Source organism: Solibacillus sp. NPDC093137, assembly GCF_050280445.1.
GTDB lineage: Bacteria > Bacillota > Bacilli > Bacillales_A > Planococcaceae > Solibacillus > Solibacillus isronensis_B.
Map to the genome: position 1 here is coordinate 684,189 of NZ_JBNNVH010000001.1, position 25,195 is coordinate 709,383.

Here is a 25,195-nt window from a genome sequence, read left to right on the forward strand (position 1 = left end):
CTACCAGCCACGCTCCTGCATACGTTCATTAACATTCAGGGTAGCTATTTCAATTCCTTTCATCGGCGTTCCAAGTTCCTTTGAGATTTCAGCAATCAGTTTGTAGTCTGTATAATGCGTTGTTGCTTCCACAATGGCACGCGCAAATTTTTCGGGATTCTCTGATTTAAATATACCGGAACCAACAAACACACCATCTGCACCAAGCTCCATCATTAACGCGGCATCTGCAGGAGTTGCCACACCACCCGCGGCAAAATTCACAATAGGTAAACGACCTAAACGCTTAATTTCCAATAGTAATTCAAATGGCGCACCTAAGTTTTTAGCCTCTGTCATTAATTCATCCACATTCATTCCAACAACACGGCGTACTTGAGCGTTAACTTTTCGAAGATGACGAACTGCTTCTACAATGTTGCCTGTACCTGGTTCACCTTTCGTACGGAGCATAGAAGCCCCTTCACCAATACGTCGAGCTGCTTCTCCTAAGTCACGGCAGCCACAAACAAAGGGCACTGTATAATCACTCTTAAGTAAATGGAATTCTTCATCAGCCGGTGTTAAAACTTCACTTTCATCGATATAATCCACACCCATTGACTCTAATACACGTGCTTCTACAATGTGACCAATTCGTGCTTTTGCCATAACAGGAATCGTTACGGCATTCATCACTTCCTCCACAATCCGTGGATCAGCCATACGGGCAACACCGCCAGCTTTCCGAATATCGGAAGGCACACGTTCCAGCGCCATCACTGCTACTGCACCTGCAGCTTCCGCAATTTTTGCTTGTTCCGCGTTAATGACATCCATAATAACGCCGCCCTTTTGCATTTCTGCCATTCCTCGTTTTACTCGATCTGTTCCAACTTGTACCATGTAAATAACCTCCATTCCTGTAATAACTCTTAGTATAATGAAAATTGACCATGTTAAAATAGTCAATTTTAAATAAAATTATAAGGTCAGTTACAATGATACATCAAAACTTATACCTAAAATAATCTGATAGTTCTGTTATAATGATGGGTGAAAAGGTTTCTACTTACAGGATAAGGAGGATACTAATATGATAAATAATTTAGATTTAAAGCACTTACAACGTTGTGTAGAATTAGCAAAAACTGCCTTAGAGAAAGGTGACGAGCCATTTGGATCAGTACTTGTTTCCGCTGAGGGAGAAGTGCTTTTTGAGGATCATAATCATGTGGCAGGCGGTGACCATACACAGCATCCCGAGTTTGCGATAGCGCGATGGGCAGCGAATAATATGGAACCTGAAGAAAGAATCAATGCGACAGTATATACTTCCGGGGAACATTGTCCGATGTGCGCCGCTGCTCATGGTTGGGTAGGTTTAGGGCGGATTGTTTATGCAAGTTCATCTAAACAGTTGGCAAAGTGGCTAGCAGAATTCGGCCAAGCTCCTTCCCGTGTACGCAATTTGTCTATTCAAGAAGTTATTAATGATGCAATTATAGATGGTCCTGTTCCTGAGTTAGCGGAGGAAGTCCATCAACTTCATCGTCAGTTTCACGAAATAAAATCATGAATAAAATATGTAGATGGTTGATATGAAGCCAAGCGAGCGCGATTCTGTTTTAAGAATCGGCGCTTGTTTTTATTTTGAAGTTGAAATTGGAAGAAATAACTTTTTGGTGACTTGCAATTTGATAATGTGTAAAGTAAACTTTACTTTAAGTAAAACTTACTTTACATATTAGGAGGATTTATTATTAAAAACAAAATTAAGGTTTTACGGGCTCAGCGCAGTATGACACAAGACCAGTTGGCAGAAAAACTTTCTGTCTCTAGACAAACTATTATTTCGCTGGAAAAAGAAAAATATAATCCGTCGATAATTTTAGCATTTAAATTGGCAGAAATTTTTAATTGTAAGATTGAAGATATATTTATTTATGAGGGGGAAATTGAATGAAAGAAGCTCGGAAAAATCAACTGGGGTATTTATTTTTAGCTATTATTATAATTCCATTAAGTATATATATTAATTACCCATATATTGCAAATGGCGATTTTCCAGTAGGCATGATGACCTTTTTCTTGGGAACTAGTTCATTAATGATGGCTTATTTATCGCCACATTTGTTTCCGAAAGATGAGCGTACAAAAGAAATTATAGGTAAAAGTATGACAGCAAACTATTTTACGCTGTTTGCAACTATCACACTGCTATTTATTACATTAGCTAAAACTCTAACTGCATCAGAAGTTTTAACGATTTTATTTTGTATTATGGTTACCTCAATTCCTCTAACGATGATTTTTTATTCGAAACGGATTTAATGAATCTTTACATATGTGAAAATTAACAGACGTAGTTTAATAAAAAGAACGCGTTATTTTTTTAGGACCTACATAAATCTATGTGAAATATAAAAAAGGGGTAAGGAATGAAACAAAATCATAAAGCGGTGAAAATATATTTTGAACGTCATCTATTAATTGCAGTCTTAGTATTGGCAGGCTGTTCATCTATTCAAAATGTCATAACAGAAGATGAAGCAGAACTATTGGTCTTAGATAATCACTATAACCATAATGGTAAAACTGAAATAATATCTGTTAAATTAAAAAATAATAAATACTACATTGAGTGGGAAATAAAAGGCAACTGTGAACGTGGGGTAGACAGCGTAAATCAAAATGGTGAAATTGAGGTGATCGAAGCCAGTATCTGCTAGTATGAGCGCAATTCTGTACAAGGGTCTGCGCTTATTTTTGTTAATTTCTACTTTTCTTCGGACAAGTTTATAAATGATTTTGGATAACTTTTGGATATATAATTACATATCATCATTGTATTTGTATTAGTTTTTTTAATAATGTCAATTCTGTTATAGAAGAGGTGAAGAATATGGAGAGAGTGGCGCACTACTTTTGTGCGGTTCGGATTCCAGATGAGGTAAAACAATCCATTTATGAGGAACTGACACGAATTAAACCAAAATTCCAGTTTAAGCGATGGGTGGATTTAAATGATTATCATATAACGCTTGCATTCCTTGGTACTGTAAAACCAAAGCAACTAACATCCGTTATTGAATCGGTTGGGGAGGCCATAGAGAATCAAAAAACTTTTAAATTAGATATCAAAGGATTGGGTGTGTTTGGAGCTCAAAAATCACCTCGTATATTTTGGGGGGCAGTGAGTGAATCAGATGCTTTATATAAAATTCAGGAAATTGTTCATCAAACTTGTCTAGATGAAGGTTTTAAGTTAGAAACACGCCCTTATCATCCGCATATTACATTGGCCCGAAAATGGGGAGCTAATGAAGATTTCATAGTGGACAACTTAGCCACACAAAACCCATTTAAAGAAAAGCCTTTATCTTTTGAAGTAAATGAAATCGTCCTATATAAATCAAATGTGGAAAATACACCGAAATATGAACCAGTTGTGTCGTTTTCATTAGTATAATGGTTTTCATTCAATTCTATAGTGTATTACTGCGCGGGTGCGATTCTTAATAAGAATCAGCACTCGTTTTTAATTAGTGAATTTATGCTGAAGTAAAGTTGCCGGGGATTCAATCATCAGTCTGAAACTTTCTTCCATTTTATCCGTATAATTTAAATATCATAGCAAGGGGGGAATTTCATGTATGACATGCCAGGAAGTGGGGATTGGTTATTCAACTTTGGACCAATATTCATCGCCCTTATTTTTATTATCATATTTATCTCAATAATTGGGGGTCTATTCAGTGGATTCAAGCAATGGAAGAAAAATGAGAACTCACCTCGGCTAACAGTTCCGGCCGTCGTAAAAGTTAAACGTACAAATGTAACGAGACGTACCCATCACCATCATGATAATAACAACCACTCGCACAGTACCTCTACAAATTATTTTATTACATTTGAGTTCGAAAGTGGTGACCGATCAGAGTTTCACGTTTCGGGAAAGGAGTACGGTATGCTTGCAGAAGGGGATATCGGCAAGTTAACTTTCCAAGGAACAAGATATCTTGACTTTACTCGAGTATAGCACCCGTAATTTCACTAGGCCTAACAATATAAAGACAGCGCGATTCTGTATTGGAATCAGCGCTTTTTTGGTGGTAATGTGCTATCCATCATTTGTGCAAGTAGTTTGAAAATTGTATGATAATTTATACAAGCCAAACTTGAGGAGTGAGATCTTGAAAAAATATGTACCATTTATATTAAGCATTTTTCTTCTTGCAGCATGTGAAGAAACGAATAATAGCACAACAGCCGATCAGGATTCTGCAACAGATACAAAGTCTAGTGAAGTAGATACAACAAATTCTCCGAGTAAGGATGAGTCGGGTTCGAGTCAACCGACAGAAGTTTCTTCAACAACTGAAGATTTTCAAAGTATTATTCCGAGCAATTGGGATGTCGATATACCAACTGATTTTCCTGTTTCAAAGGGCAGCTATTTAACAGCGATAACAACGACTGATAGTGATGTCATAACATTAAATTTCTATGAAACGCCCTCTAAAATGTCGATAAACGATAAGGCGATTAAACAAGATGGGACTTACATCGGTCAATTAACAATTACCAATTACGATTCAAAGGATTTGGCGAGTGATGAGATTGATCAAACCGTTTTCGATAGTGGACAAGCTGTCGATTTAGGATATGGAATTACAGGTTACCAGGATGCGGGAGTTGGCTCTCAATTTACTAGTTGGAATGAAGGGCGCTGGGCAATTATTGCACGGTCATTGACGGAAAAAGCTGAGGAAAGCTTGCTCACAGCAAAGGAAACAGTCGAATTTTTAGAAACGAATATGCTTCCGGTACCAAAAGATTATGGTTATTTACATGTAGATGCCGAACAAACAGGCACAATGGCGAAATGGCAAAAGGAAAATTATTTATACACAATGACGGATTTTGGTGAAGATACATTACCTTGGATTGTGAAGTTTAAATAAATATTTATACGCATTTAAAGAGCAAATTTTATACGCTTCGAACAAAAATAATTTGATACGAAATCTGTTAAGAAACCCGGAAGTTTTCATTCTTTTGGGTTTCTTTTTTTATTAAAAGTCCAGTTTTAAAAATGAAAGCGCTTTAAAATTTCTCGCATATATAAACCGTTAGATTCATAACGTGTTGTAACTGAGTATTCTATAAAATTGTGAATATTATTTAACAATTTCGTACTCAAATAATTTCATTTACAAGGAGATGTTATTAATGGATTTTACGCTAAATGATGAACAAAAAATGATTCAAAAAACAGTTAGAGATTTTGTGAATAAAGAACTGAAGCCTTTGGAGCAAGAAGTATTAAAAAATGAAAGGGAAGGCAGACCTGGTATCTCTAATGAAAAAATAAAAGAATTAAGAGAAAAGGCAAAGGCAATTGGATTTTGGGGCATTAATACGCCTGAGGAATACGGTGGAGCAAATTTAGGACCAATTATGTCAGTGTTGATTGCAATGGAATTAGGAAGAACATTTGTACCATTCAACTTTGGTGGTTCTGCTGATAATATCCTTTATTTAGGTAACGAGGAACAGAAACAGAAATATTTAATCCCTACCATTAATGGTGAAAGACGTTCTTGCTTTGCTTTAACCGAACCTGATGCGGGGTCAGATGCAAGAGGTATTCAAATGAGAGCAGTTAAAGATGGCGACCATTGGGTGTTAAATGGTGAGAAAGTATTTATTACAAATGGAAATGAAGCAGACTTTGCCATGGTATTTGCAGTGACAGATAAAGAAAAAGGCGCGAATGGCGGAGTAACTTGTTTCCTTGTAGATAAAGAAATGGGTTGGAAGTCGGAATATATTTACACAATGGGCGAATGGGGACCAGCAACATTAGTATTTGATAACGTTCGTGTTCCTGAAGAAAATATTTTAGGAGAACTGGGTCAAGGTTTTAATTTAGGTATGCAGTGGATAGGTCAAGGGAGATATATGATTCCTGCTGGTGCAATCGGTGCTGCAGAACGCTTATTGCAAATGGCCATCGACTATTCAAAAACACGAGTTACTTTTGGTAAACCTATTGCAGAACGTCAAGCAATCCAATGGATGATTGCAGATTCAGCAGTTGAAATTGAAGCAGCAAAATGGATCGTATTTAGAGCTGCATGGATGGCTGAAAATGGTATGGATCCACGTCATCAATCATCTATGGCAAAACTAAATGGCGCAATTATGGCAAATCAAGTGGTCGATCGTGTTCTTCAGATCCATGGTGGAATGGGATATACAAAGGAATTACCGATTGAACGATGGTATAGAGAATTAAGATTATACCGAATTTTCGAAGGAACAGATGAAATTCAGCGCAGAACGATTGCAAGAAATTTATTGAAAGGTCATGCAAAAGTTGGAGAGTTACTTTAATTAAGGCAGCTTCTACTCATATATTTCTTTAACATACTAACTAGTCAGTTATTATGCGGTAGTAATACTAACCGGTTAGTTAATAAGTGTGGCTCTAGATGAATAGTTAGTTTGCCAAATAAAAAAATTTAATCCGAAATAGTGTGGGTAGAATAACAATTATCATTACTATATTTTTCAGATTAAAGTAAATGCCAGCACCGCCTTGCGCTTCGGCTCTTCCGATGGAGGCAAAACCGCCTCCATGTCAGAGTCTCCAACTTGTGTCAGGGCTAAGCGAGCGTCCCCGCTTTTTTATTAAATTGAAAGAAGATGAATATAGATGATGGAAAGGAAGGCGTTCTTTCTACTAGGATTCATAATGTTTTTAACGATGACAGGTTATGGAATAGTACTTCCTACATTACCATTCTTAGCAGATGATTTGGGGCTTTCATCAGTTCAAATGTCATCGTTAATCATAATTTGGGCAGTTTCCCAGTTAATCACTGCACCGATATGGGGTCGTTTAGCTGACAAAATAGGGAGAAAACCCGTTCTAATGATTGGCGTTTTTGGCTTTGGTGTAGCATTCCTGTTACTAATTTTGGCTCAAAATTATTGGCAATTGCTTTTAGTTCGATTAATTGGTGCAGCAATATCATCTGGTACTCAAACTGCAGCTTTTTCGATGGTAGCTGATCACACTAGAAAAGAGTTTAGAAATCAAACTATCGCGAAAATGGGGGCAGTGAATGGACTTGGCTTTTTGTGTGGTCCAGCTATTGGAGGGTTATTTTCTCCCTTTGGAGTCGTAGTACCTTTTATTATTGCAGGATCACTAGCTTTAATAACTCTACCTTTTGCCCATTTTTACATCCGAGATTCGATAAATAATGATAATAAAGAAACTCAGAATACTTTTGCAGGCAATAATGAAACAGTTTCCTTTTGGAAATCTATTACAATGGTTACGAAAAACGGATATTGGAATCATTATATGATCATACTTGGATTGTCCATTGCAGCTTCGAGTTTTTTCGGTCTACTTGGATATTATCTAATAGCAAAATTTGAAGCTACCCCAATCTTTGTAAGTATGGCCTTTAGCGCACAAGCTGGAACTTCTGTCTTGGTACAATTCTTTTTACTAAAAAAATGTTATGAATTATGGGATGAAGATACGATTACAAAAATTGGCTTATCCTTTACGGCAATTGGCTATTGTTTAATTAGTTTTGCGCCATTAATATGGGTAGCAATTTTAGGATGTGTTTTTACTGGTTTTGGGCAATCATTGGTTCGGCCGACTACTATAGCGATGTTATCAAAACGTACTGAGATGGGGCGAGGTATTACATTAGGCCTCCAAGAATCAATGGATAGTTTAGGGAGAATACTTGGACCTCTTTGGGGGGGCTGGGTATTCATATATCTCGTATCGGCTCCATTTATAACTTCTGCTGTCATAACAGTAATTCTATTAGGTATTGCATTTTTGATAACTTACCAACAAAAAATTGAAATATCTCTACACAAAGATACTAGTAACTCATAATCGAAACTATTGGTCTTAAAATGTAAGCGCTTTAATGCGAAAAATACTATGAAAATAGTAAATAAAAGTTAGGAGGGTAACATGTTACTAACTGAATTATTGGGTGGAAATATTGAGAATTTTGGTGAGTATAACCTTCTGTATTTCTATGATAAAACTTATACAAATACTGAAACGGAAATTATTTGTAAGAAAGTTTCTAGTCTTGTCCATTCTCTCGGAGTGGAAAAAGGAGATCGGGTGTTAATTTGTATGCCAAATTGTCCCGAAGTTATTTTCTCTTACCAAGGAGTATTAGGAGTTGGTGGCATCATTGTACCAGCTATGTATCTTTTACATGAAAATGAAATCAACTTTATTTTAAAGAATTCTGAAGCAAAAGTTATTATTACATCATCTGTTCTATTGCAAAAATTAAAAAATGCATCCAGTGATTTATCTGTTAAACCGAAGATTATTTGCATTGATCAACCAAGAGAGGAAGATATACAGGAAGAGTTTCAAATCATTGAATGGAAAAAAGCCCTTTCTAATATATCAGTTTATGAAAATACTCCTTTAGAGTTAAAAGAATCAGATGTTGCCGTCATCCTTTATACATCCGGCACTACAGGTATACCGAAGGGAGTTATGTTAACGCATAGAAATCTCTACTCAAATTCAATGTCAGGATTAAAACTTAGAGCGGAGGACGAAATAAGAAGTACTACTCTAGGTGTACTTCCTCTAGCCCATATTTATGGTTTTGGCATTATGAACAGTATGTTTTTGCTAGGTAGCTCAGTTGTTATTTTTGATAAATTCGATGCCGAAGAGGTATTTAAGGTTATTGAAAAATTTAAAGTGAAATCCTTTGCTGCTGTCCCGGCTATGGTGCATGCGATGTATTATCATCCGAATGCCTATAAATATGACTTATCTAGTTTAGAAACAGTTGGATCGGGGGCTGCTGCACTAGCAGTTAGCTTACGTCATAAGTTTAAAGAAAAATTTGGGGCTGAGGTAAGAGATGCGTATGGACTTTCTGAAGCATCGCCAGGAGTTGCTACACAACGTAATGATATGCCGATTAAAGAAGGTTCTGTAGGAGTACCAATGCCAGGTGTAAACATTAAAATCGTGGATGAAGATGGGGATGAAGTACCAGTTGGGGATGTCGGCGAATTATTAGTACAAGGCGATAATGTAACGCCTGGTTATTTTAAAAATGAAGAAGAAACAAAAAAGGCACTACAAAATGGATGGCTTCATACAGGGGATATGGCAAAAGTGGATGATGAAGGCTATCTGTACATTGTAGATCGTAAAAAGGATTTAATTATTCGAGGCGGATTTAATATTTATCCGAGGGATTTAGAGGAATTGCTAGTTAAACATGAAGCTGTTTTGGAAGCTGCGGTGATTGGTGTTCCTTCCGAAAAAATGAGTGAAGAAATTGTTGCTTGTATTGTGAAAAAGCCGGATGCAGAAGTAAGTGCTAGTGAATTAATCGGATACTGCCAACAAAATTTAGCTAAATATAAGACACCTCGTCATATTGAATTCATTCAGGAACTTCCGAAAAATGGTGTTGGGAAAATCATGAAAATTAAGCTGAGAGAACAATTTGCTAACCTGATATTAGATTAATATAAGTAGTTTAATTGAAAGGAGGCATTCGAATGACTGGGAAAAATGACACACTACTCCAAGTAGAGGAAATGCAGACGGTTTTTAAGACAAGAAAAGGTAACCTAGAAGCTGTTGATGGTATTTCATTTAATATTGCTAAAGGTGAAACAGTTGCAATCGTAGGTGAATCAGGTTCTGGTAAAAGCGTATCGGCACTTTCAATTTTACGTTTGTTGGATAGTAATGGAGAAGTTACTTCCGGGAAAATCCTGTTTAATAATTTAAATTTAAAAAATATAAGTAATGATGAAATTCGAAAAATTCGAGGAAATGAAATTGCCATGATCTTTCAGGATCCGATGACATGCTTAGACCCTGTATACACAATCGGTGATCAGATTACCGAAACGATTAAAATTCATGAAACACTTAGTAAAAATGAATTGCAGGAACGAGCACTAGAACTATTAAGGTTAGTTGGACTTCCGGACCCTGAGAGCCGTATTAATGCCTACCCACATCAATTATCGGGTGGTCAAAGACAAAGAGTAATGATTGCCATAGCTCTTGCATGCAGACCTAGTTTAATTATTGCAGATGAACCTACAACAGCTCTTGATGTGACTGTCCAGGCACAGATTCTGCAATTACTGAAAGATTTGCAAACCCAGTTTGGAACAGCGATTATCCTTGTTACACATGATTTAGGTGTTGTAGCGGAAATGGCGGATAAAGTAGTTGTTGTCTATGCGGGGCAGGTTGTAGAACAGTCGAATGTGAAGGATTTGTTTAATAAACCTCAACACCCGTATACAGAAGCATTAATGAAAAGTATTCCAAAAATTGATACAAGTAAAGAACGAAAACTGCTCACGATAAAAGGAAATGTTCCAAGTTTAACAGAAATTCCAGCTGGTTGCCGATTTCATCCAAGATGTCCTTTTGCTACTGATAAGTGCAAAAGTGAGGAACCACCACTTTTTAAATTAGCAAATGGTCGAGAAAGCAAGTGTTGGATTGCAGATCCTAACCTGACAGGAAATTGGGAGGGGCCAATTTTAACGGAAGAAAATGAGCCAGTCTTTGAGCTCAATCAACATTTAATCAGTAAAAAGAATTTATTGGAAGTAACAGACTTAAAAAAATACTTTCCTATCACAAAAGGAATACTGTCAAGAACAATCGGACACGTTAAGGCAGTGGATGGTGTAACACTGAATATTCACAAAGGTGAAGTTCTTGGTCTTGTAGGTGAATCCGGCTGTGGTAAATCAACTGTTGGAAGATTAATAACAGGTCTTATTGACTCAACGGATGGGGAAGTAAGTTTTGATGGAAAACAATTATCAAATATTAATAGAAAAGAGAAAAAAGTTCTGAGGAAGCGGGTTCAATTTGTTTTTCAAGATCCTTATAGTTCTCTAAATCCGAGGATGACCATTCTCGATATTATTGGGGAACCATTAGAAGTGCACAATCTAGCAAAAGGAAGTTCAAAGCGTCAACGGGTAGGAGAGCTGCTTGAAATTGTAGGGCTATCTAAAAATGATATGAATAAATTTCCTCATCAATTTTCAGGAGGTCAAAGGCAAAGAATTGGTATAGCAAGAGCTTTGGCAACTGAACCAGAACTTCTGATTTGTGATGAGGCTGTGTCCGCATTAGATGTTTCTGTTCAAGCCCAAATTTTAAATTTATTAAAAGATCTTCAGTTGAAACTAGGGTTATCTTATTTATTTATCTCTCATGATTTAACGGTAGTCAAATATATTTCAGATAGAATAGCTGTCATGTATTTAGGAGAAATTGTAGAAGTGACCGATTCACAAACTTTATTTACAGAACCGCTCCATCCATATTCAAAGGCACTTATTTCCGCTGTGCCAAATCCTAATCCGAATATTAAACCAGATCGAATTATCCTAAGTGGTGAAGTACCAAGTCCATCAAATCCTCCAAGTGGCTGTAAATTTCATACGAGATGTCCTTTTGCAATGGATCTTTGTAAAATAGAAAAACCTGAACTAATGGACATTACAGAAGGTCATACTGTTGCCTGTCATTTCTATAAGGAGGTGTCACACATATGATTGACTATATTGTTAGGCGCTTAATTTTTGGGATATTCGTACTATTAATTATGACAACCTTCATTTTTATTATTATGAGAGCGGTACCTGGTGACGTTGTGACCCTTCAGTTGGCTAACTCTGGTGCAACAACTGAACAAATGGCTGCATTGAAAGCTGAAATGGGTCTAGATAAAAGTGTTTTCGGTCAACTAATAGATTGGGGTAAAAATGCGCTTCAAGGAGATTTGGGTAGTTCTCTTTGGTCAGGTAAGGAAGTATCCCAGATTATATTAGACAGACTTCCCGTAACTATACAACTAGCGCTAATGGCAATTGTTTTAGCCATCATTATCGGTATTCCGATTGGAGTTATTTCCGCTGTTAAACGAAATACATTTATAGATCATTTTTTAAAAGTAATTTCAATTGGAGGATTATCTATTCCAAGCTTCTGGCTGGGACTTATCTTATTAACTGTATTATCACTGTCTTTCAATTGGATTCCACCACTTGGTTATCAATCATTCGCAGAAAATCCTATTGTTAATCTACAGCAAATGTTCTTACCCGCAATTTGTCTAGCAATTACACTGAGTGCCAGTATTGTTCGTATGACAAGATCGGCTGTCCTTGAAGTACTGCATTCGGAGTTTATCAGAACGGTGCGGGCAAAAGGTGCGAAAGAAGCGGTTGTAATATTCAAACATGCCCTTAGAAACTCGTTGATTTCGGTTATTACTTTAATTGGTTTACAAATTGGATATCTGCTTGGAGGAACTGTAGTACTGGAATCAATTTTTGCACTCCCAGGTCTAGGCAGTTTGATTTTTGAAACTGTATTAGTGAGAGATTATCCAGTTGTTCAGTCAACCGTACTGGTCTTTGGAGCGATGTTTTTATTAGTAAATTTAATAGTGGATGTGATGTACGGTTGGGTAGATCCACGAATTAGAACTAAATAAAAAATGCCTCAATATTCTTGTTTCAAGAAAAGGAAGTGATTCATTTGTCTCAAATACAAATAGACTCTGAGTTGCCAAAAGAGAGTATAAAGGCGAGCAGGAACATACACTTGAAAAAATTTAAAGAGGATTGTAAACGCTTTATTCAAACACAAAAAATTGGCTTTATATCTCTTTTAATTATTCTTTTAGTTTTCGCCGTCGCTGTATTTGCACCTTTCATTGCACCGTTTGACCCAATTAGTCAAGATCGTACAGCATTTTTGGCAGCACCAAACTCACAACATGTGATGGGCACTGATGATTTAGGACGTGATGTGTTTAGTCGTCTAATTTTTGGTTCACAAATATCGTTACTTGTTGGAATTGTAACAGTTGTTATTTCAATTGTATTAGGAACATTAATTGGAATGATTTCTGGATATTTTGGTGGGGTAATCGATTTAGTAATTCAAAGAATAATGGATGCAATTATGTCAATTCCAGCTTTAATTCTTGCTTTGTTTATTGCGGCTTTATTGGGACCTGCCATCCAGAATGTAATTATAGCTTTGGTGATTATCGAGATACCTCGTTTTGCTAGGATTGTTCGAGGGGAAATGATGAGAATCCGTGAATCTAATTATGTAGAAGCGTCTCGTTCGGTCGGTGCAGGTTCATTTCGAATCATTATGAGACATGGATTGCCAAATATGATGGCACCAATCATTGTCATGGCAAGTCTTGCTTTTGGTCAAACAATTATTGCTGAAGCATCACTTAGTTTTCTTGGAATAGGAACTCCACCACCGAATCCATCCTGGGGGTTAATGTTGAGTGATGCGAGTAGATACATGGAAAGTGCACCATGGCTCGTGCTTTTCCCTGGTTTAGCCTTATGTATACTAGTTTTGGCATTTAACTTATTTGGAGATGCACTTCGGGATTTCCTTGATCCTAAAATGTCTTAGGCAGTTAATAACAATTTTCCCTTAGGAGGAAATACTTATGGATAAAAAACTGAAATCCATAATCTATGTGTTCGTTTTAGGATTATTAGTACTAGTAATTAGTGCTTGCTCCGCTAACGAATCATCAGATGAAAAGCCAGATGACAATGATGGAGGTGGGTCAACCGCACCGAAAAGTGGTGGAACCTATACCATTCTTACACCTGCAGATCCTGATATGCTCGATCCTCATCGTCAGTCATCAATTTATACACATATGCTTGCAGGATTAGTTTATAACAAGCTAGTTACTTATGAAACAGGACCGGATGCTGCTTATACAGATTATAATGTTGTGCCGGATCTTGCAGAGCGTTGGGAAGTATCTGATGATGGAAAGACTTATACGTTCCATCTTCGAGAGGCATATTGGCATGATGTAGAGCCGGTAAATGGCAGACAGTTAACGGCAGAGGACGTTGTATCGACAATGGAAAGAATCATCAATTTGCCTGGTCATCAAGCAGCATTATTATCTGTAGTAGAAAGTATCGTGGCGCAAGATGATCAAACAGTAGTCTTTACATTAAAACAGCCATTTGCTCCGTTTTTAAATTTCATGGCAAACCATTTCATGTGGATTTTACCTAAGGAAGCGATTGATGGGAAAGTTGATTTAGCAACTGACGCCATTGGAACAGGTCCATTTGTGTTAGAAAAATGGGAAGATAACGTGCAGGCTACTTACAAAAAAAATCCGAATTATTATGAAGAAGGCAAACCGTATTTAGATGAAATTATTTATAAAGTCGTACCGGAACAGGGCTCACGGATAGCAGCATTTCGTACAGGTCAGGCAGATTCTATAGGTGGACTATCCCCTGAAGAAATAACACAATTACAAAAAACAAATCCAAATATCAAAATTTTTGAAGCTCTGTTTGCTACGCAGGAACAGTTGTATATGAATATGGAAAGAGAACCTTTTACGGATTTACGGGTACGGAAAGCCATTAGTATGGCTGTTGACCGAAAATCAATGGTTAAGGCTATCTACGGCGGCGGTGAAACGAGTGGACCAGTCAATCCTTCATTAGGTGATTGGGCCTTACCTTTAGAAGAGAGAGAAAAATTATTATCATATAACCCAGAAGAGGCAAAAAAGCTACTGGCAGAGGCTGGGTATCCAAATGGTTTTGATACGACCATGATGGTAACGAATGGCTACGGAGAACAACTAGTGCGTGTCGCACAATGGGTTGCGGAAGATTTAAGAAACGTGGGTATTAATGTCGAAATAGAGTTGGTTGAATATGCTGCTTACTTTTCGGAAAAATGGCCGAATGTCGATTATGACATGGGTGTAGGCTACCAAACATATTTCCAGGAGCCGGATGAATGGCTTCGTACACAACTACACACAAATGGTTCCAGAAACTGGTATAACATCAGTGACCCTGAATTAGACAAAATGCTTGATGAACAGAGAACAATACTGGATGTAGAGGAAAGAAAAAAATATGTCTATGATATTCAACGCTATGTTTTAGAAAATGTAGTCAATCCAATTCCAATCACTACTTATTATACGAAGACTCCGATACAGCCTTATGTCAGAGATTCATATCCGCATGCTTCCTACGGATACGGCTATTTTAAAGATATTTGGTTGGATAAATAACATATTAATCATTTTAGAAGGTTGGATACTATTTGTGTTAAAAATATATCGTCACATGGAAGGTATGTGAGAAAAATTCCGATAAAAGAAGGAATGAGTACTTTGCAAAGGATAGAAAAAATAGAGTTAACAACCAACTTCCCGATTGGTCCGGTAAATTCATATGTTGTGTTTGGAGAGAAGTTAACCCTTATTGATGCCGGCCTAAAAAATAAACAGGGGTGGGATGATCTCAATAATGGCCTGCATCGACTAGGTGTTGAAATAACCGATCTTGAACAAATTGTATTAACACATCACCATAATGATCATACAGGTCTTGTCGACTGGATTTTAGAGAAGAATCCTACTATTAAGATTTTTGCGCATAAAGATACTGAAATGATTTTAAAGGATGAAAGCTATATAGAATGGAGCTCTGAATTTTTTCACAACTTATTCATAGAATTTGGTTTAACAGAAGATATGGCTATCAAGTCAGCGTTTCGAAAGGGACATCGGGATTACTTCCAAAATGCATCTGTTCATGAGGTACTAGAGGAGGGAGACATGGTACCGGGTTTACCCTCATTTCAAGTTATAGAAACGTTAGGTCATTCACAGGATCATATTTCTTTTTATTGCGCAGATGAGCAACTGTTCGTTTGTGGAGATCACATTATCAAAGGGGTCCATGGTGGAATGTGGATGGATGCACCTAAACCCGGAAATAAGCGTGCAAAACCCTTAATCCAATATTTAAAAAATTTAGAAAAGTGTAGGAAACTTTCTGCCAACTTTACCTTTTCAGGACATGGCCCGATTATTTCCGATTTAAATGGAGCAATTGACGGACATATAAGCAATATAGAACATCGTGTAAGTCGTGTGATTAATACACTAAAAAAAGCAAATGGTGCTGCAACCGGATTTGAAATTATACAAGACATGTACCGGGGAAGGTATGAGAAAGCTGTAATTACATTTTTGTTTGAAATTATAAGTGTACTGGATTTATTAGAAGAACGGAATATTGTCATTTCAGAAAAACAAAATGGAGTATTTAAGTACCGATTAGTAAATAATTAGTGAAAAAAGCATAATGTTTCGTTTATCTGAATAATTCTTTAAAACTACTAATAAAATGTTAAGACACAAAATTTTAGTAGATAAGGCAGGAGGAATTTATTTGACTGGAAGATTTGAAAATAGAGTTGCATTTATAACTGGTGGTAGTCGCGGTATAGGGAAAAGCATTGCAGAAACTTTTACTGAAGAAGGAGCAAAAATAGCCATAATTGATATTGATACGGAAGCATTACTAAATGTACAGTCTGAATTTAAAGAAAAAGGATTCGACATTTTAGCTCTACAGGCAAATGTTGTGAATTCACATGAAGTTGAGGCCGCGATGGAACAGGTAATGAAGGAATATGGATCAATTGATATTTTGGTTAACAATGCAGGTATTATCCGCGATAACTTACTATTTAAAATGACAGATAATGACTGGGATCAGGTAATCGATGTTCACTTAAAAGGTGCCTTTAATACAACGCGTGCAGCACAAAAATACATGGTTCAGCAGAAGTATGGAAGAATTATTAATATTTCTTCAACTTCAGCATTAGGGAACCCCGGCCAAGCAAACTATTCAACGGTTAAAGCTGGGTTGCAAGGTCTGACAAAAACACTGGCGAGAGAATTCGGGAAATTTGGCATTACTACAAATGCAGTTGCACCTGGTTTTATCGAGACAGATATGACGAAAGCTACTGCAGAGCGAATCGGCGTACCTTTTGAAGATTTCCTAAAGGCAGGTGCCAGTAAAATACCTGTTGGCAGAGTTGGAAAGCCTAGAGATATCGCAAATGCAGTTGCTTTCTTTGCCGATGAAAATTCCTCATTTGTAAACGGGCAAGTACTCTATGTGGCTGGCGGACCGACAAATTAAAGAGGAGGGATGAAGTTTTGTATACAGAGTATATTGGACTAACTTCAAATAAAGTGAGAAATGTGATCGAAAGAGAGCTTGTAAGAAGATTTGCTGAATCCATTGGAGATAATCATCCAATCTATACTGATGAAGAGATTGGTAAACAATCACGATATGGTACAAATATTGCTCCCCCTACATTTCCAAGGGTACTAAGATCTGGCTATATCGATGGTCTCAAATTACCGTTAAAAGGATTAATACATGGTGAACAAATATATCATTATGAACGACCTCTTTTGGTTGGAGAGGAAGTCTATTGCTACTCGAAAATAGAAGATTACTATGAAAAAGAAGGCAGCACCGGAAAAATGGGCTTCCTGAAGATGACACGGTATGGTGAAGACAGAGATGGAAGATTAATATTCACTGAAGAGTCAATCACAATCATCACGGAAACGGTAAGGAGGTCCTTAAACGTATGACAGTTTTAGCAGATATAAGAAAAGGTGAATCTCTTGAAACGATACTAGAACCAGTATCGAGAATGGATTTAATCAAGTACTCAGGTTCTTCCGGTGATTTTAATCCGATTCATACAATTGATGAAGAAGCTAAAAAAGCTGGTCTACCAGGAATTATTGCTCATGGTATGTGGACGATGGGCAATCTTTCGAAGCTGTTTACGGCTTATTATGAAGAGGGCTATATAAAAGATTATAATATTCGATTTTCAGGAATGGTGTTTTTAAATGACGTTCTTACTTTAAAAGCCGATTTAGTGGATAAAGTGGATCAATCACTAATCTTTGATGTGAAAGCAATAAACCAGCATCAAAAAGCTGTGGTTAAGGGAAAATTAATATTTGAACGTTATTAATTAAAAAGGGTTTGTCTCGATTTCAAATAGGATAGGGGCAGGGGCAAATCCTTTATATATAAACTGATAATAAGGAGACCATATATGAAAAGAGATGCTGTCATTGTATCAGCTGTTCGTACGGCAATTGGAAAACAAGGTGGGGCATTAGCAAGTCTTCCTGCTCATCTGTATGGAGGGGAAGTAATTAAAGAAGCAATCAAGAGAGTGAATCTTAATCCAGAAATGATAGATGATGTGATTTTAGGAAATGTTTTAAGTGGTGGCGGCAATATTGCTAGATTAACAGCTTTACAGGGCGGTTTATCTGTCAACATACCGGGGTTAACCATAGACAGGCAATGTGGTTCAGGTATTAATGCAGCTGCATTAGCTGCCCAAGCGATACAATCTGGTGCAGGTGATATATATGTTGCCGGGGGGATTGAAAGCATGAGCCGCGCACCATATCAATATGAGCGTCCAGAACAAGCATACAGTTCAATCCCGCCAAGGTATCGTAAAACATTACTTGCTCCTGAAGAAATCGGAAACCCGGGCATGGGAACTACTGCAGAAAACCTTGCAAAAAAATATGATATTACAAGAAAGGAACAAGATGAGTATTCATTAAGAAGTCAACTAAGAATGGCAACTGCAATTAATGAAGGGCGTTTTGATGAACAAATAGTTCCAATTAGTATCCCTGTTCGTAAAGGTGAGCCGATTCTTTTTAACAAAGATGAGCATCCGCGTCCAAATACAACGTTAGCTGCATTGGCAAAGCTATCGCCGGCTTTCCAAAGAGATGGAACAGTCACAGCAGGCAGTAGTTCCGGACTGAATGATGCAGCATCAGCAATGGTCATTATGTCTCGAGAGAAGGCTGATGAATTAGGGATTCAACCATTAGCCACGATTAAAGGATCAACCGTTGCAGGAGTAGACCCTAATATCATGGGAATTGGTCCCGTACCGGCAACGAAAAAATTATTAGAGAAGTTGAATCTTTCTTTATCCGATATGGACATTATTGAATTGAACGAGGCGTTTGCTGCACAGGTAATCGCCTGTGACCGGGAATTGGGAATAGATCCGGAAAAACTAAATGTTAATGGCGGAGCAATTGCACATGGGCATCCATTAGGTGCAACAGGCGCAATTTTAATAACAAAAGCTGTATATGAATTGAAACGATCGGCTGGGAAATTCGCCCTTATTACAGCTTGTATCGGTGGAGGCCAAGGAATCTCTTTAGTAATCGAAAGGGAGTGAACTAAAATTGTAAAAAAATAATGACTTGAGGAGTAAATTAAATGCGCGGAAGAATTCTTAAAGAAAGTATAGACCTCTTTGATAAAAAGGGGTTCAGCAAAACTTCCATTCAAGATATTATTGATACGATCGGTGTGACAAAGGGTACCTTTTATTATTACTTTAAAAGTAAACAGGAATTATTAATGGATATTCACTTAAATTATATTAAAGAGTTATTAGCCGAACAAGAAGTGATTTTAAATGATGAATATCTAAGCAGTATAGTAAAAATAAATAAATTAATTCATTTAATTATAAAAAATATTAAAGTACATGGTAAGAGCGCAAGAGTATTTCATCGGGAGTTTCGGCATCTGGATGATAAGCAATTAAAGTTAATCAATGATTACCGAAAAGAGTTTCGTATAAATCTCGAAAAGCTTTTTGATGAAGGTATTGAAAAAGGAGAATTCAGGGAAGATCTTAGAAGTGATATTGTTATCTTTGGCATCCTCGGCATGGTTAACCGTTCATATAATTGGTATAATCCGGATGGAGAAGTAACAGAAGAAGAGCTTGTGAGTACTTATATGGAAATGATATTAAATGGAATAAATAAAGCTACAAACACTACGGGATATAAGAATGGAAACTTCAGCGGAAGTATTTTTTAAAAGGGAATATAATTATAGAAATATTAGCCAATGCACGAAAAGAAATTTATGGACAAATTACGAGCAAAAGAGTAAACAGGCATCTGTGTTACTCTTTTTTTTTATCCGTTCAAAATTTGTAAATTAAAAAATTAGCCACAGACATTGTGAAAACAAGGTTATGTGGCTTTTTTATAGATTTTTTTACAGTGGCAACAAGTTATGTTTACAAAAAATGGTTGAACTAATATTGGAGGTATGTATATAATGTGCTTATAGTATATATACATTATACAAAAAGGTTTGTGATTATTTGGATGTTTCACATTTTATATTACGGCTTAACTGTTAAAACAAGTAATAAAGAACACAATTTTAATTGATTTTTAATAAGTAAAAATGAGGGATTGGCATGCAAATAATTATTTCAAACATTTCTAAGGAACCAATTTATGAACAAATTACAAATCAGATTAAATCCGCCATTTTAGCAGGTGAATTGCATGAGGGGGAAGCAATACCTTCCATGCGTAATCTTGCCAAAGAACTGCAAATTAGTGTAATCACAACGAAGCGTGCTTACGAGGAATTAGAAAAGGCGGGCTTTATCTATTCGATTGTCGGAAAAGGGTCCTTTGTTGCAGAGCAAAATTTAGAAGTCATAAAAGAAAAGAAATTGAAAGTCATTGAGGAGCAAATGAGCTTGGTCATCACGAATAGCAGAGAAATTGGCATCTCACTTGAAGAATTACAAGACTTATTAAAAATTTTATATGAGGAGTGATTTGAATGGAGAATGTTGTTGAACTTACAAATGTTTCGAAAAAGTTTAAAGGTTTTTCTGTTAAAAATCTAAATTTAGAAGTGAAGAAAGGCTTTATAACAGGCTTTATTGGGGCAAACGGTGCGGGTAAATCGACTACGATAAAAATGATGATGAATCTATTAAGACCGGATGTCGGTGAAATTAAGCTTTTCGGTTTGGATTACATGAATCATGAGAAGGCGATTAAAGAGCGCATTGGGTTTGTTTACGATGGCAATGTGTTTTTTGAAGGGCTGAACTTAAAAGATATAAAGCGCATCGTGGGCCCTGCATACAAACGCTGGGATGAATCACTATTTCATCAATACTTGGAAAAATTTGAATTGCCGCTGAATAAACAAATAAAGACATTTTCAAAAGGAATGCAAATGAAGGCATCATTGGCCATAGCACTATCCCATCATGCGGAACTTATTATTATGGACGAGCCAACAGCAGGTTTAGATCCCATTTTTAGACGAGAGCTTTTGGAGCTTTTACAGGAGTTAATGGTGGATGGAGATCGTACCATTTTCTTCTCCACACATATTACATCCGATTTAGACCGTATTGCAGATTATATCGCTCTCATTCAGAAGGGGGAATTAATATTTAATCAGTCTATTCTTGATGTAGTTGAAAACTATGCACTTGTTAAAGGAAGATTGGAACTTCTGGATCGCGACACTGAAAAGGCTTTTATTCATGTTCACCGTGCATTAACAGGATTTGAAGCATTAACGGATGATATCAAAGGAGTACAAAGAATTTTCGGAGACACCGTTGCCATTGATCAAGCCTCGCTGGAAGAGATCATGTATTACTTGAAAGGGGGAATACAACATGTTTAATCTAATCAGACGTGATGTCATATTACAGAAAAAACAGCTATTACTTTTTATTCCTTGTGTCATTTTCTTTATTATAATGGAAGCAAATCCAGTTATGATCTTTCTTGTTGCCAGTATTCTTATTCCCTTTAACACATATGCTTACGATGAAAAAGTAGAGACGAACATATTGTTAAATTCCTTACCTTATACACGTTCGGAAATTATCGCATCACGCTATATCGGTGCTATTATCTATATGGTTTTAGCAATTGGTGTGACAAGTCTCACATTGTTTGTTTTCAATAAACCTTTTACACTAACACACATTGCGATTGGCTGTAGTTTATTTTTATTATTTGCTTCCTTTACCTTCCCATTATTTTATTTATTTAAACCAGGTTATATTTTTCCGGCTGTATTGATTAGTTTTCTCCTTTTAACAGCAGTCGGACCGTCTATTGTGTTATTTTTAACAGACCAATTGACCATTATAAAGGATGTTATTATTAATTTATCCACCCTTGCTTTATATACAGGAGCAACAATTGTCGTCATCACACTCTATGTTGGTTCTTGGTTGGTTACCAACAGCATTTACCAGCGAAAGGCGTTATAAGTAAAGATACTATCCATACTGAATGTGAAATTTAAATAATTCATTAGCAATTCAAAGAGCAAACTTCGCATCGTGCGGGTTTGCTTTTTTAGTTGGTAATTAGGAATTAATGCTTACAATTTCCTTGCGAATTACTTATTTGTTTCTCTAATAGTATATTTATGGTAATTTAGTATTAATTCAGTTTTTTATTATAAAGGAGGAGTATTCAATATGGTTTCATTTCCTAAACCAGGGGCAGAGCAGTTTTTAAGGACATTTTCAATAAGAGATTTTGCGGTAAGTCCAGATGAAAGTCAACTCATTTTCAGTACAAATTTAAGCGGAAAGTATAATTTATGGGCAATGAATCTGCCTGGTACATTCCCGACACAGCTGACATTCAATAACCAGAGCTGCCAAGGTCTTCTGTATGATAAACAAGGACGATTCATCCTTGCTGGTTTTGATGACGATGGCAATGAAAATACACAATTTTACGGGTTGCCTCTTCATGGCGGTACATTACAACCAATTATTCATGAAGAAGGAACACGCAATACTGGAATGATCCTTTCAGAAGACGGGAAAAAGCTTTACTACACTTCTTCAAAAGGAAATCCTTCTTTTTTGAATACGTATAAATATGACCTGGAGACAGGGGAGGAAGAATTAGTCTTAGAAGGAAAAACGACACCTACGTTAAACGTTGGTTTAAGCCCGAATGAAGAAACGCTCCTTTATATGACGGCGTATTCAAATACACATACACTGTTGTATGCAAAACGGGAGAACAACCATACTTTGCTGACACCCTCTACCGATTCTCAGCACACGGTTAGTGATGCATGTTTCGCAACAGATGATCTTGTTTATTTTTTAACGGACTACAACGCAGATTTTACATACTTAGCTTCGTATAATTTAGAAACAAATGAATTTATTAAAGTAAAAGATATTGAGAATGAAGGCTTCACTACTCTGAAATATGACCAACATAAACAGCGCTTATATATTGTCAGTGAAAAAGGTGTAGAAGATACTGTATACATGTATGATTTGTCTTCAAATGAGTGGCAGAAAATACAAACGCCATGTAGCACGATCGATAAGCTTGTTGTCACGAAGTCAGGAAATTTATATGTTTTAGGCGGTACTGCTACTAAACCGGATAATATTTACCGATTGACAGATAATGAATGGATTCCTCTTACGCAATATGCAGTTCCGGGTGTCGACCAAAGCGAATTAGTGGAGCCTGAAGTTATTACGTATCCTTCTTTTGATGGGCTGGAAATTGAATCTTTATTCTTCAAAGCGAAAAAGGAAAATGATAATGGGGAAATCATCTTCTGGCCACATGGTGGTCCACAAGCTGCAGAGCGAAAATTCTTTAGAGCTTCGTTCCAGTTCTTTTTAAATAATGGCTATAGTATATTTGCGCCAAATTTCCGTGGATCAACAGGTTATGGATTAGCTTTCACGAAAATGGTAAACGGAGATTGGGGATATGGTCCGCGACTTGATAATGTCGCAGGTCTGGATTGGCTTATTGATAAGGGTTATGCAGAAAAGGGTAATATTTTATTGATGGGTGGAAGCTATGGTGGCTATATGGCCTTACTGCTTCACGGACGTCATGCGGATTATTTCAAAGCGGTAGTCGATATCTTTGGACCATCGGATTTGTTTTCATTTGTCAATTCGGTTCCGGAAGACTGGAAACCCATGATGGATCAATGGGTAGGAAATCCAGAAAGAGACAAAGAAAAATTTATCGAATATTCTCCGATTACGTATTTAGAGACAATGACAAAACCAATGCTCGTTATCCAAGGAGCAAACGATCCGCGAGTTGTAAAAGAGGAGTCGGATCAAATTGTGCAGGCGCTGAAAGATAAAGGGCGTGAAGTCGAATATATGCTTCTTGAAGATGAAGGTCATGGATTCTCTAAAAAAGAAAATGAAATTGCAGTTTACCAAAAAATCCTTTCATTCTTCAGCCAATTTGTAGAATCTAAAGTGAAAGCATAACTAGTACTAGATAAAATTATAATAAGCGACAATCATTATACAAGAGTGATTGTCGCTGTTTTTTACTTAGAAGTAATGATATCGATTAGCGTTTTTAAGCCGTCATTCAGTTTTAATAGCTGATCATTGCCTTTCACTTCAAATAGATACACTTTATCATTATTTCCCGGAGAATACATGTAACTGTCTTCCAATTGCTGTGCTAGTGCTGGCTTACTATTAAATTGATGGACCCTCACTACATACTTGACTTCGTTTTCTTGTAAGTATTCGATTTCGAGCAGTGGCTCTTCTTTAAATATCTTATTATCTGGCCGTTCCAACTGTACATAGGGGAACCTGTAGATTTCAACCATAGGAGTAAAAGCAGAATCCGAATCCGTAAATACTAAAATTTCTTCATTTGTTTTGGTATCTCTTACTGAAATCGTATCAATATTACTACTCAAAGCTGTTCCTATAATGGCATCTCTGCTAGACTCTTGCCACATATCAAAAACAAACCAACCCAAAACAATGACACCGATAGAGATTGCCCATAGCCACCTTCTCATCATTTGGATACATTCAAATTATCTGTTGATGAACTGCTAGTAAAACTAGTTAATTGAAGAGGCGTGATTGTTCCTTGATGGAAATAGAGCTGCCAATGCCCATCAATCAATTTCCATATTGAACTACGCAGTGTATTTCTTTCTCTCGTTGTATCGACTAAAAAATAAGTAGCTAAGACAATGTCATGAGCGAGCGGATAGATTTCGTAGTTGTACAGCTTCATATCTGTCAAAACAACACCCGTTTCAAGACACTCTTTTTTATCATAAATATAACCGGAGCTGCCAATCTCAAAGTAGTCATCTGCTAAAATTGCATCAAGCTTTTCTATACTCCTTCTAACTTCTAATCCGGTATGGCTTTCCTCTAACTGCTGTAAATGCTCTTTTAAATTCTCTATCATCACAATTACCACCTAACTTTTTTATGTACACCTTAACTTATTTCTAGATTTTTCAATTTAAATCCTCTAAATTAGAAGATATCTTCAAACCTTCATGGTAATAAAAAGGAATA

Annotated in this window: 27 protein-coding genes; 24 read left to right on the forward strand and 3 right to left on the reverse strand. The window is 36.7% G+C overall.

Annotated features, from left to right (window positions below):
• Positions 1 to 885, reverse strand: a complete 885-nt coding sequence (gene pdxS / locus ACQKN3_RS03540) for a pyridoxal 5'-phosphate synthase subunit PdxS (protein ID WP_427709424.1) — start codon at positions 883 to 885, stop codon at positions 1 to 3.
• A gap of 190 nt (positions 886 to 1,075) precedes the next feature.
• Here pdxS and ACQKN3_RS03545 point away from each other — a divergent pair, with 190 nt between their 5' ends.
• The 24 genes from ACQKN3_RS03545 to ACQKN3_RS03660 all read left to right on the forward strand — a co-directional run bounded on the left by ACQKN3_RS03545 (position 1,076) and on the right by ACQKN3_RS03660 (position 24,124).
• Complete coding sequence (locus ACQKN3_RS03545) at positions 1,076 to 1,558, forward strand: nucleoside deaminase (protein ID WP_427709426.1); 483 nt, start codon at positions 1,076 to 1,078, stop codon at positions 1,556 to 1,558.
• Positions 1,559 to 1,753: 195 nt separating this feature from the next.
• Complete coding sequence (locus ACQKN3_RS03550) at positions 1,754 to 1,945, forward strand: helix-turn-helix transcriptional regulator (RefSeq protein ID WP_413079630.1); 192 nt, start codon at positions 1,754 to 1,756, stop codon at positions 1,943 to 1,945.
• Positions 1,942 to 2,313 (forward strand): hypothetical protein, encoded by a 372-nt coding sequence (locus tag ACQKN3_RS03555; RefSeq protein WP_340718575.1) that lies wholly within the window; start codon positions 1,942 to 1,944, stop codon positions 2,311 to 2,313. Before ACQKN3_RS03550 ends, ACQKN3_RS03555 begins: the two co-directional genes overlap by 4 nt.
• A gap of 107 nt (positions 2,314 to 2,420) precedes the next feature.
• Complete coding sequence (locus ACQKN3_RS03560) at positions 2,421 to 2,711, forward strand: hypothetical protein (protein WP_340718574.1); 291 nt, start codon at positions 2,421 to 2,423, stop codon at positions 2,709 to 2,711.
• 173 nt (positions 2,712 to 2,884) lie between these two features.
• The gene (gene thpR, locus ACQKN3_RS03565) at positions 2,885 to 3,451 is read left to right on the forward strand and encodes an RNA 2',3'-cyclic phosphodiesterase (protein ID WP_427709428.1); all 567 of its coding nucleotides are present in this window, start codon (positions 2,885 to 2,887) and stop codon (positions 3,449 to 3,451) included.
• A 180-nt stretch (positions 3,452 to 3,631) separates the two neighbouring features.
• A complete protein-coding gene (locus ACQKN3_RS03570) occupies positions 3,632 to 4,021 on the forward strand; it encodes a DUF2500 domain-containing protein (RefSeq protein WP_427709430.1) in 390 nt (129 codons plus the stop codon).
• A gap of 154 nt (positions 4,022 to 4,175) precedes the next feature.
• Positions 4,176 to 4,946 (forward strand): hypothetical protein, encoded by a 771-nt coding sequence (locus ACQKN3_RS03575; RefSeq protein WP_427709432.1) that lies wholly within the window; start codon positions 4,176 to 4,178, stop codon positions 4,944 to 4,946.
• Between the two features lie 268 nt (positions 4,947 to 5,214).
• The gene (locus ACQKN3_RS03580) at positions 5,215 to 6,381 is read left to right on the forward strand and encodes an acyl-CoA dehydrogenase family protein (protein ID WP_008404007.1); all 1,167 of its coding nucleotides are present in this window, start codon (positions 5,215 to 5,217) and stop codon (positions 6,379 to 6,381) included.
• Between the two features lie 325 nt (positions 6,382 to 6,706).
• Positions 6,707 to 7,918, forward strand: a complete 1,212-nt coding sequence (locus ACQKN3_RS03585) for an MFS transporter (RefSeq protein ID WP_427711577.1) — start codon at positions 6,707 to 6,709, stop codon at positions 7,916 to 7,918.
• 81 nt (positions 7,919 to 7,999) lie between these two features.
• Positions 8,000 to 9,547 carry a long-chain-fatty-acid--CoA ligase gene (locus ACQKN3_RS03590; RefSeq protein ID WP_340718566.1) on the forward strand — a complete coding sequence of 516 codons (1,548 nt, stop codon included), beginning with the start codon at positions 8,000 to 8,002 and terminating at the stop codon, positions 9,545 to 9,547.
• A 32-nt stretch (positions 9,548 to 9,579) separates the two neighbouring features.
• Positions 9,580 to 11,619 (forward strand): dipeptide ABC transporter ATP-binding protein, encoded by a 2,040-nt coding sequence (locus ACQKN3_RS03595; RefSeq protein WP_427709434.1) that lies wholly within the window; start codon positions 9,580 to 9,582, stop codon positions 11,617 to 11,619.
• Positions 11,616 to 12,563, forward strand: coding sequence for an ABC transporter permease (locus ACQKN3_RS03600; protein ID WP_427709436.1), 948 nt, complete (start codon positions 11,616 to 11,618; stop codon positions 12,561 to 12,563). The genes ACQKN3_RS03595 and ACQKN3_RS03600 overlap by 4 nt, the downstream gene beginning before the upstream one ends.
• A gap of 110 nt (positions 12,564 to 12,673) precedes the next feature.
• The gene (locus tag ACQKN3_RS03605) at positions 12,674 to 13,513 is read left to right on the forward strand and encodes an ABC transporter permease (RefSeq protein WP_082990822.1); all 840 of its coding nucleotides are present in this window, start codon (positions 12,674 to 12,676) and stop codon (positions 13,511 to 13,513) included.
• Positions 13,514 to 13,550: 37 nt separating this feature from the next.
• Positions 13,551 to 15,173 (forward strand): ABC transporter substrate-binding protein, encoded by a 1,623-nt coding sequence (locus tag ACQKN3_RS03610; RefSeq protein ID WP_427709439.1) that lies wholly within the window; start codon positions 13,551 to 13,553, stop codon positions 15,171 to 15,173.
• Between the two features lie 66 nt (positions 15,174 to 15,239).
• Positions 15,240 to 16,241, forward strand: coding sequence for an MBL fold metallo-hydrolase (locus ACQKN3_RS03615; protein ID WP_427709441.1), 1,002 nt, complete (start codon positions 15,240 to 15,242; stop codon positions 16,239 to 16,241).
• Between the two features lie 100 nt (positions 16,242 to 16,341).
• On the forward strand, positions 16,342 to 17,106 hold the full coding sequence (fabG, locus tag ACQKN3_RS03620) for a 3-oxoacyl-ACP reductase FabG (RefSeq protein WP_427709443.1): 765 nt from the start codon (positions 16,342 to 16,344) through the stop codon (positions 17,104 to 17,106).
• Positions 17,107 to 17,123: 17 nt separating this feature from the next.
• Positions 17,124 to 17,573, forward strand: coding sequence for a MaoC family dehydratase N-terminal domain-containing protein (locus ACQKN3_RS03625; RefSeq protein WP_008403997.1), 450 nt, complete (start codon positions 17,124 to 17,126; stop codon positions 17,571 to 17,573).
• Positions 17,570 to 17,968, forward strand: a complete 399-nt coding sequence (locus ACQKN3_RS03630) for a MaoC/PaaZ C-terminal domain-containing protein (RefSeq protein WP_427709446.1) — start codon at positions 17,570 to 17,572, stop codon at positions 17,966 to 17,968. The genes ACQKN3_RS03625 and ACQKN3_RS03630 overlap by 4 nt, the downstream gene beginning before the upstream one ends.
• Positions 17,969 to 18,052: 84 nt before the next feature.
• Positions 18,053 to 19,222 carry a thiolase family protein gene (locus ACQKN3_RS03635; protein ID WP_340718558.1) on the forward strand — a complete coding sequence of 390 codons (1,170 nt, stop codon included), beginning with the start codon at positions 18,053 to 18,055 and terminating at the stop codon, positions 19,220 to 19,222.
• Positions 19,223 to 19,263: 41 nt separating this feature from the next.
• Positions 19,264 to 19,878, forward strand: a complete 615-nt coding sequence (locus tag ACQKN3_RS03640; protein ID WP_427709448.1) for a TetR/AcrR family transcriptional regulator — start codon at positions 19,264 to 19,266, stop codon at positions 19,876 to 19,878.
• Between the two features lie 391 nt (positions 19,879 to 20,269).
• On the forward strand, positions 20,270 to 20,641 hold the full coding sequence (locus ACQKN3_RS03645; RefSeq protein WP_340718555.1) for a GntR family transcriptional regulator: 372 nt from the start codon (positions 20,270 to 20,272) through the stop codon (positions 20,639 to 20,641).
• Positions 20,642 to 20,646: 5 nt separating this feature from the next.
• Positions 20,647 to 21,513, forward strand: a complete 867-nt coding sequence (locus tag ACQKN3_RS03650; protein ID WP_340718554.1) for an ABC transporter ATP-binding protein — start codon at positions 20,647 to 20,649, stop codon at positions 21,511 to 21,513.
• Positions 21,506 to 22,111 (forward strand): ABC-2 transporter permease, encoded by a 606-nt coding sequence (locus ACQKN3_RS03655; RefSeq protein ID WP_427709450.1) that lies wholly within the window; start codon positions 21,506 to 21,508, stop codon positions 22,109 to 22,111. Before ACQKN3_RS03650 ends, ACQKN3_RS03655 begins: the two co-directional genes overlap by 8 nt.
• A gap of 213 nt (positions 22,112 to 22,324) precedes the next feature.
• Positions 22,325 to 24,124, forward strand: coding sequence for a prolyl oligopeptidase family serine peptidase (locus ACQKN3_RS03660; protein WP_427709452.1), 1,800 nt, complete (start codon positions 22,325 to 22,327; stop codon positions 24,122 to 24,124).
• A gap of 62 nt (positions 24,125 to 24,186) precedes the next feature.
• Here ACQKN3_RS03660 and ACQKN3_RS03665 read toward each other — a convergent pair whose 3' ends face one another.
• On the reverse strand, positions 24,187 to 24,636 hold the full coding sequence (locus tag ACQKN3_RS03665; protein ID WP_427709454.1) for a histone acetyltransferase: 450 nt from the start codon (positions 24,634 to 24,636) through the stop codon (positions 24,187 to 24,189).
• Between the two features lie 41 nt (positions 24,637 to 24,677).
• The gene (locus ACQKN3_RS03670) at positions 24,678 to 25,082 is read right to left on the reverse strand and encodes a DUF4440 domain-containing protein (RefSeq protein WP_427711579.1); all 405 of its coding nucleotides are present in this window, start codon (positions 25,080 to 25,082) and stop codon (positions 24,678 to 24,680) included.
• Positions 25,083 to 25,195: the final 113 nt, after the last annotated feature.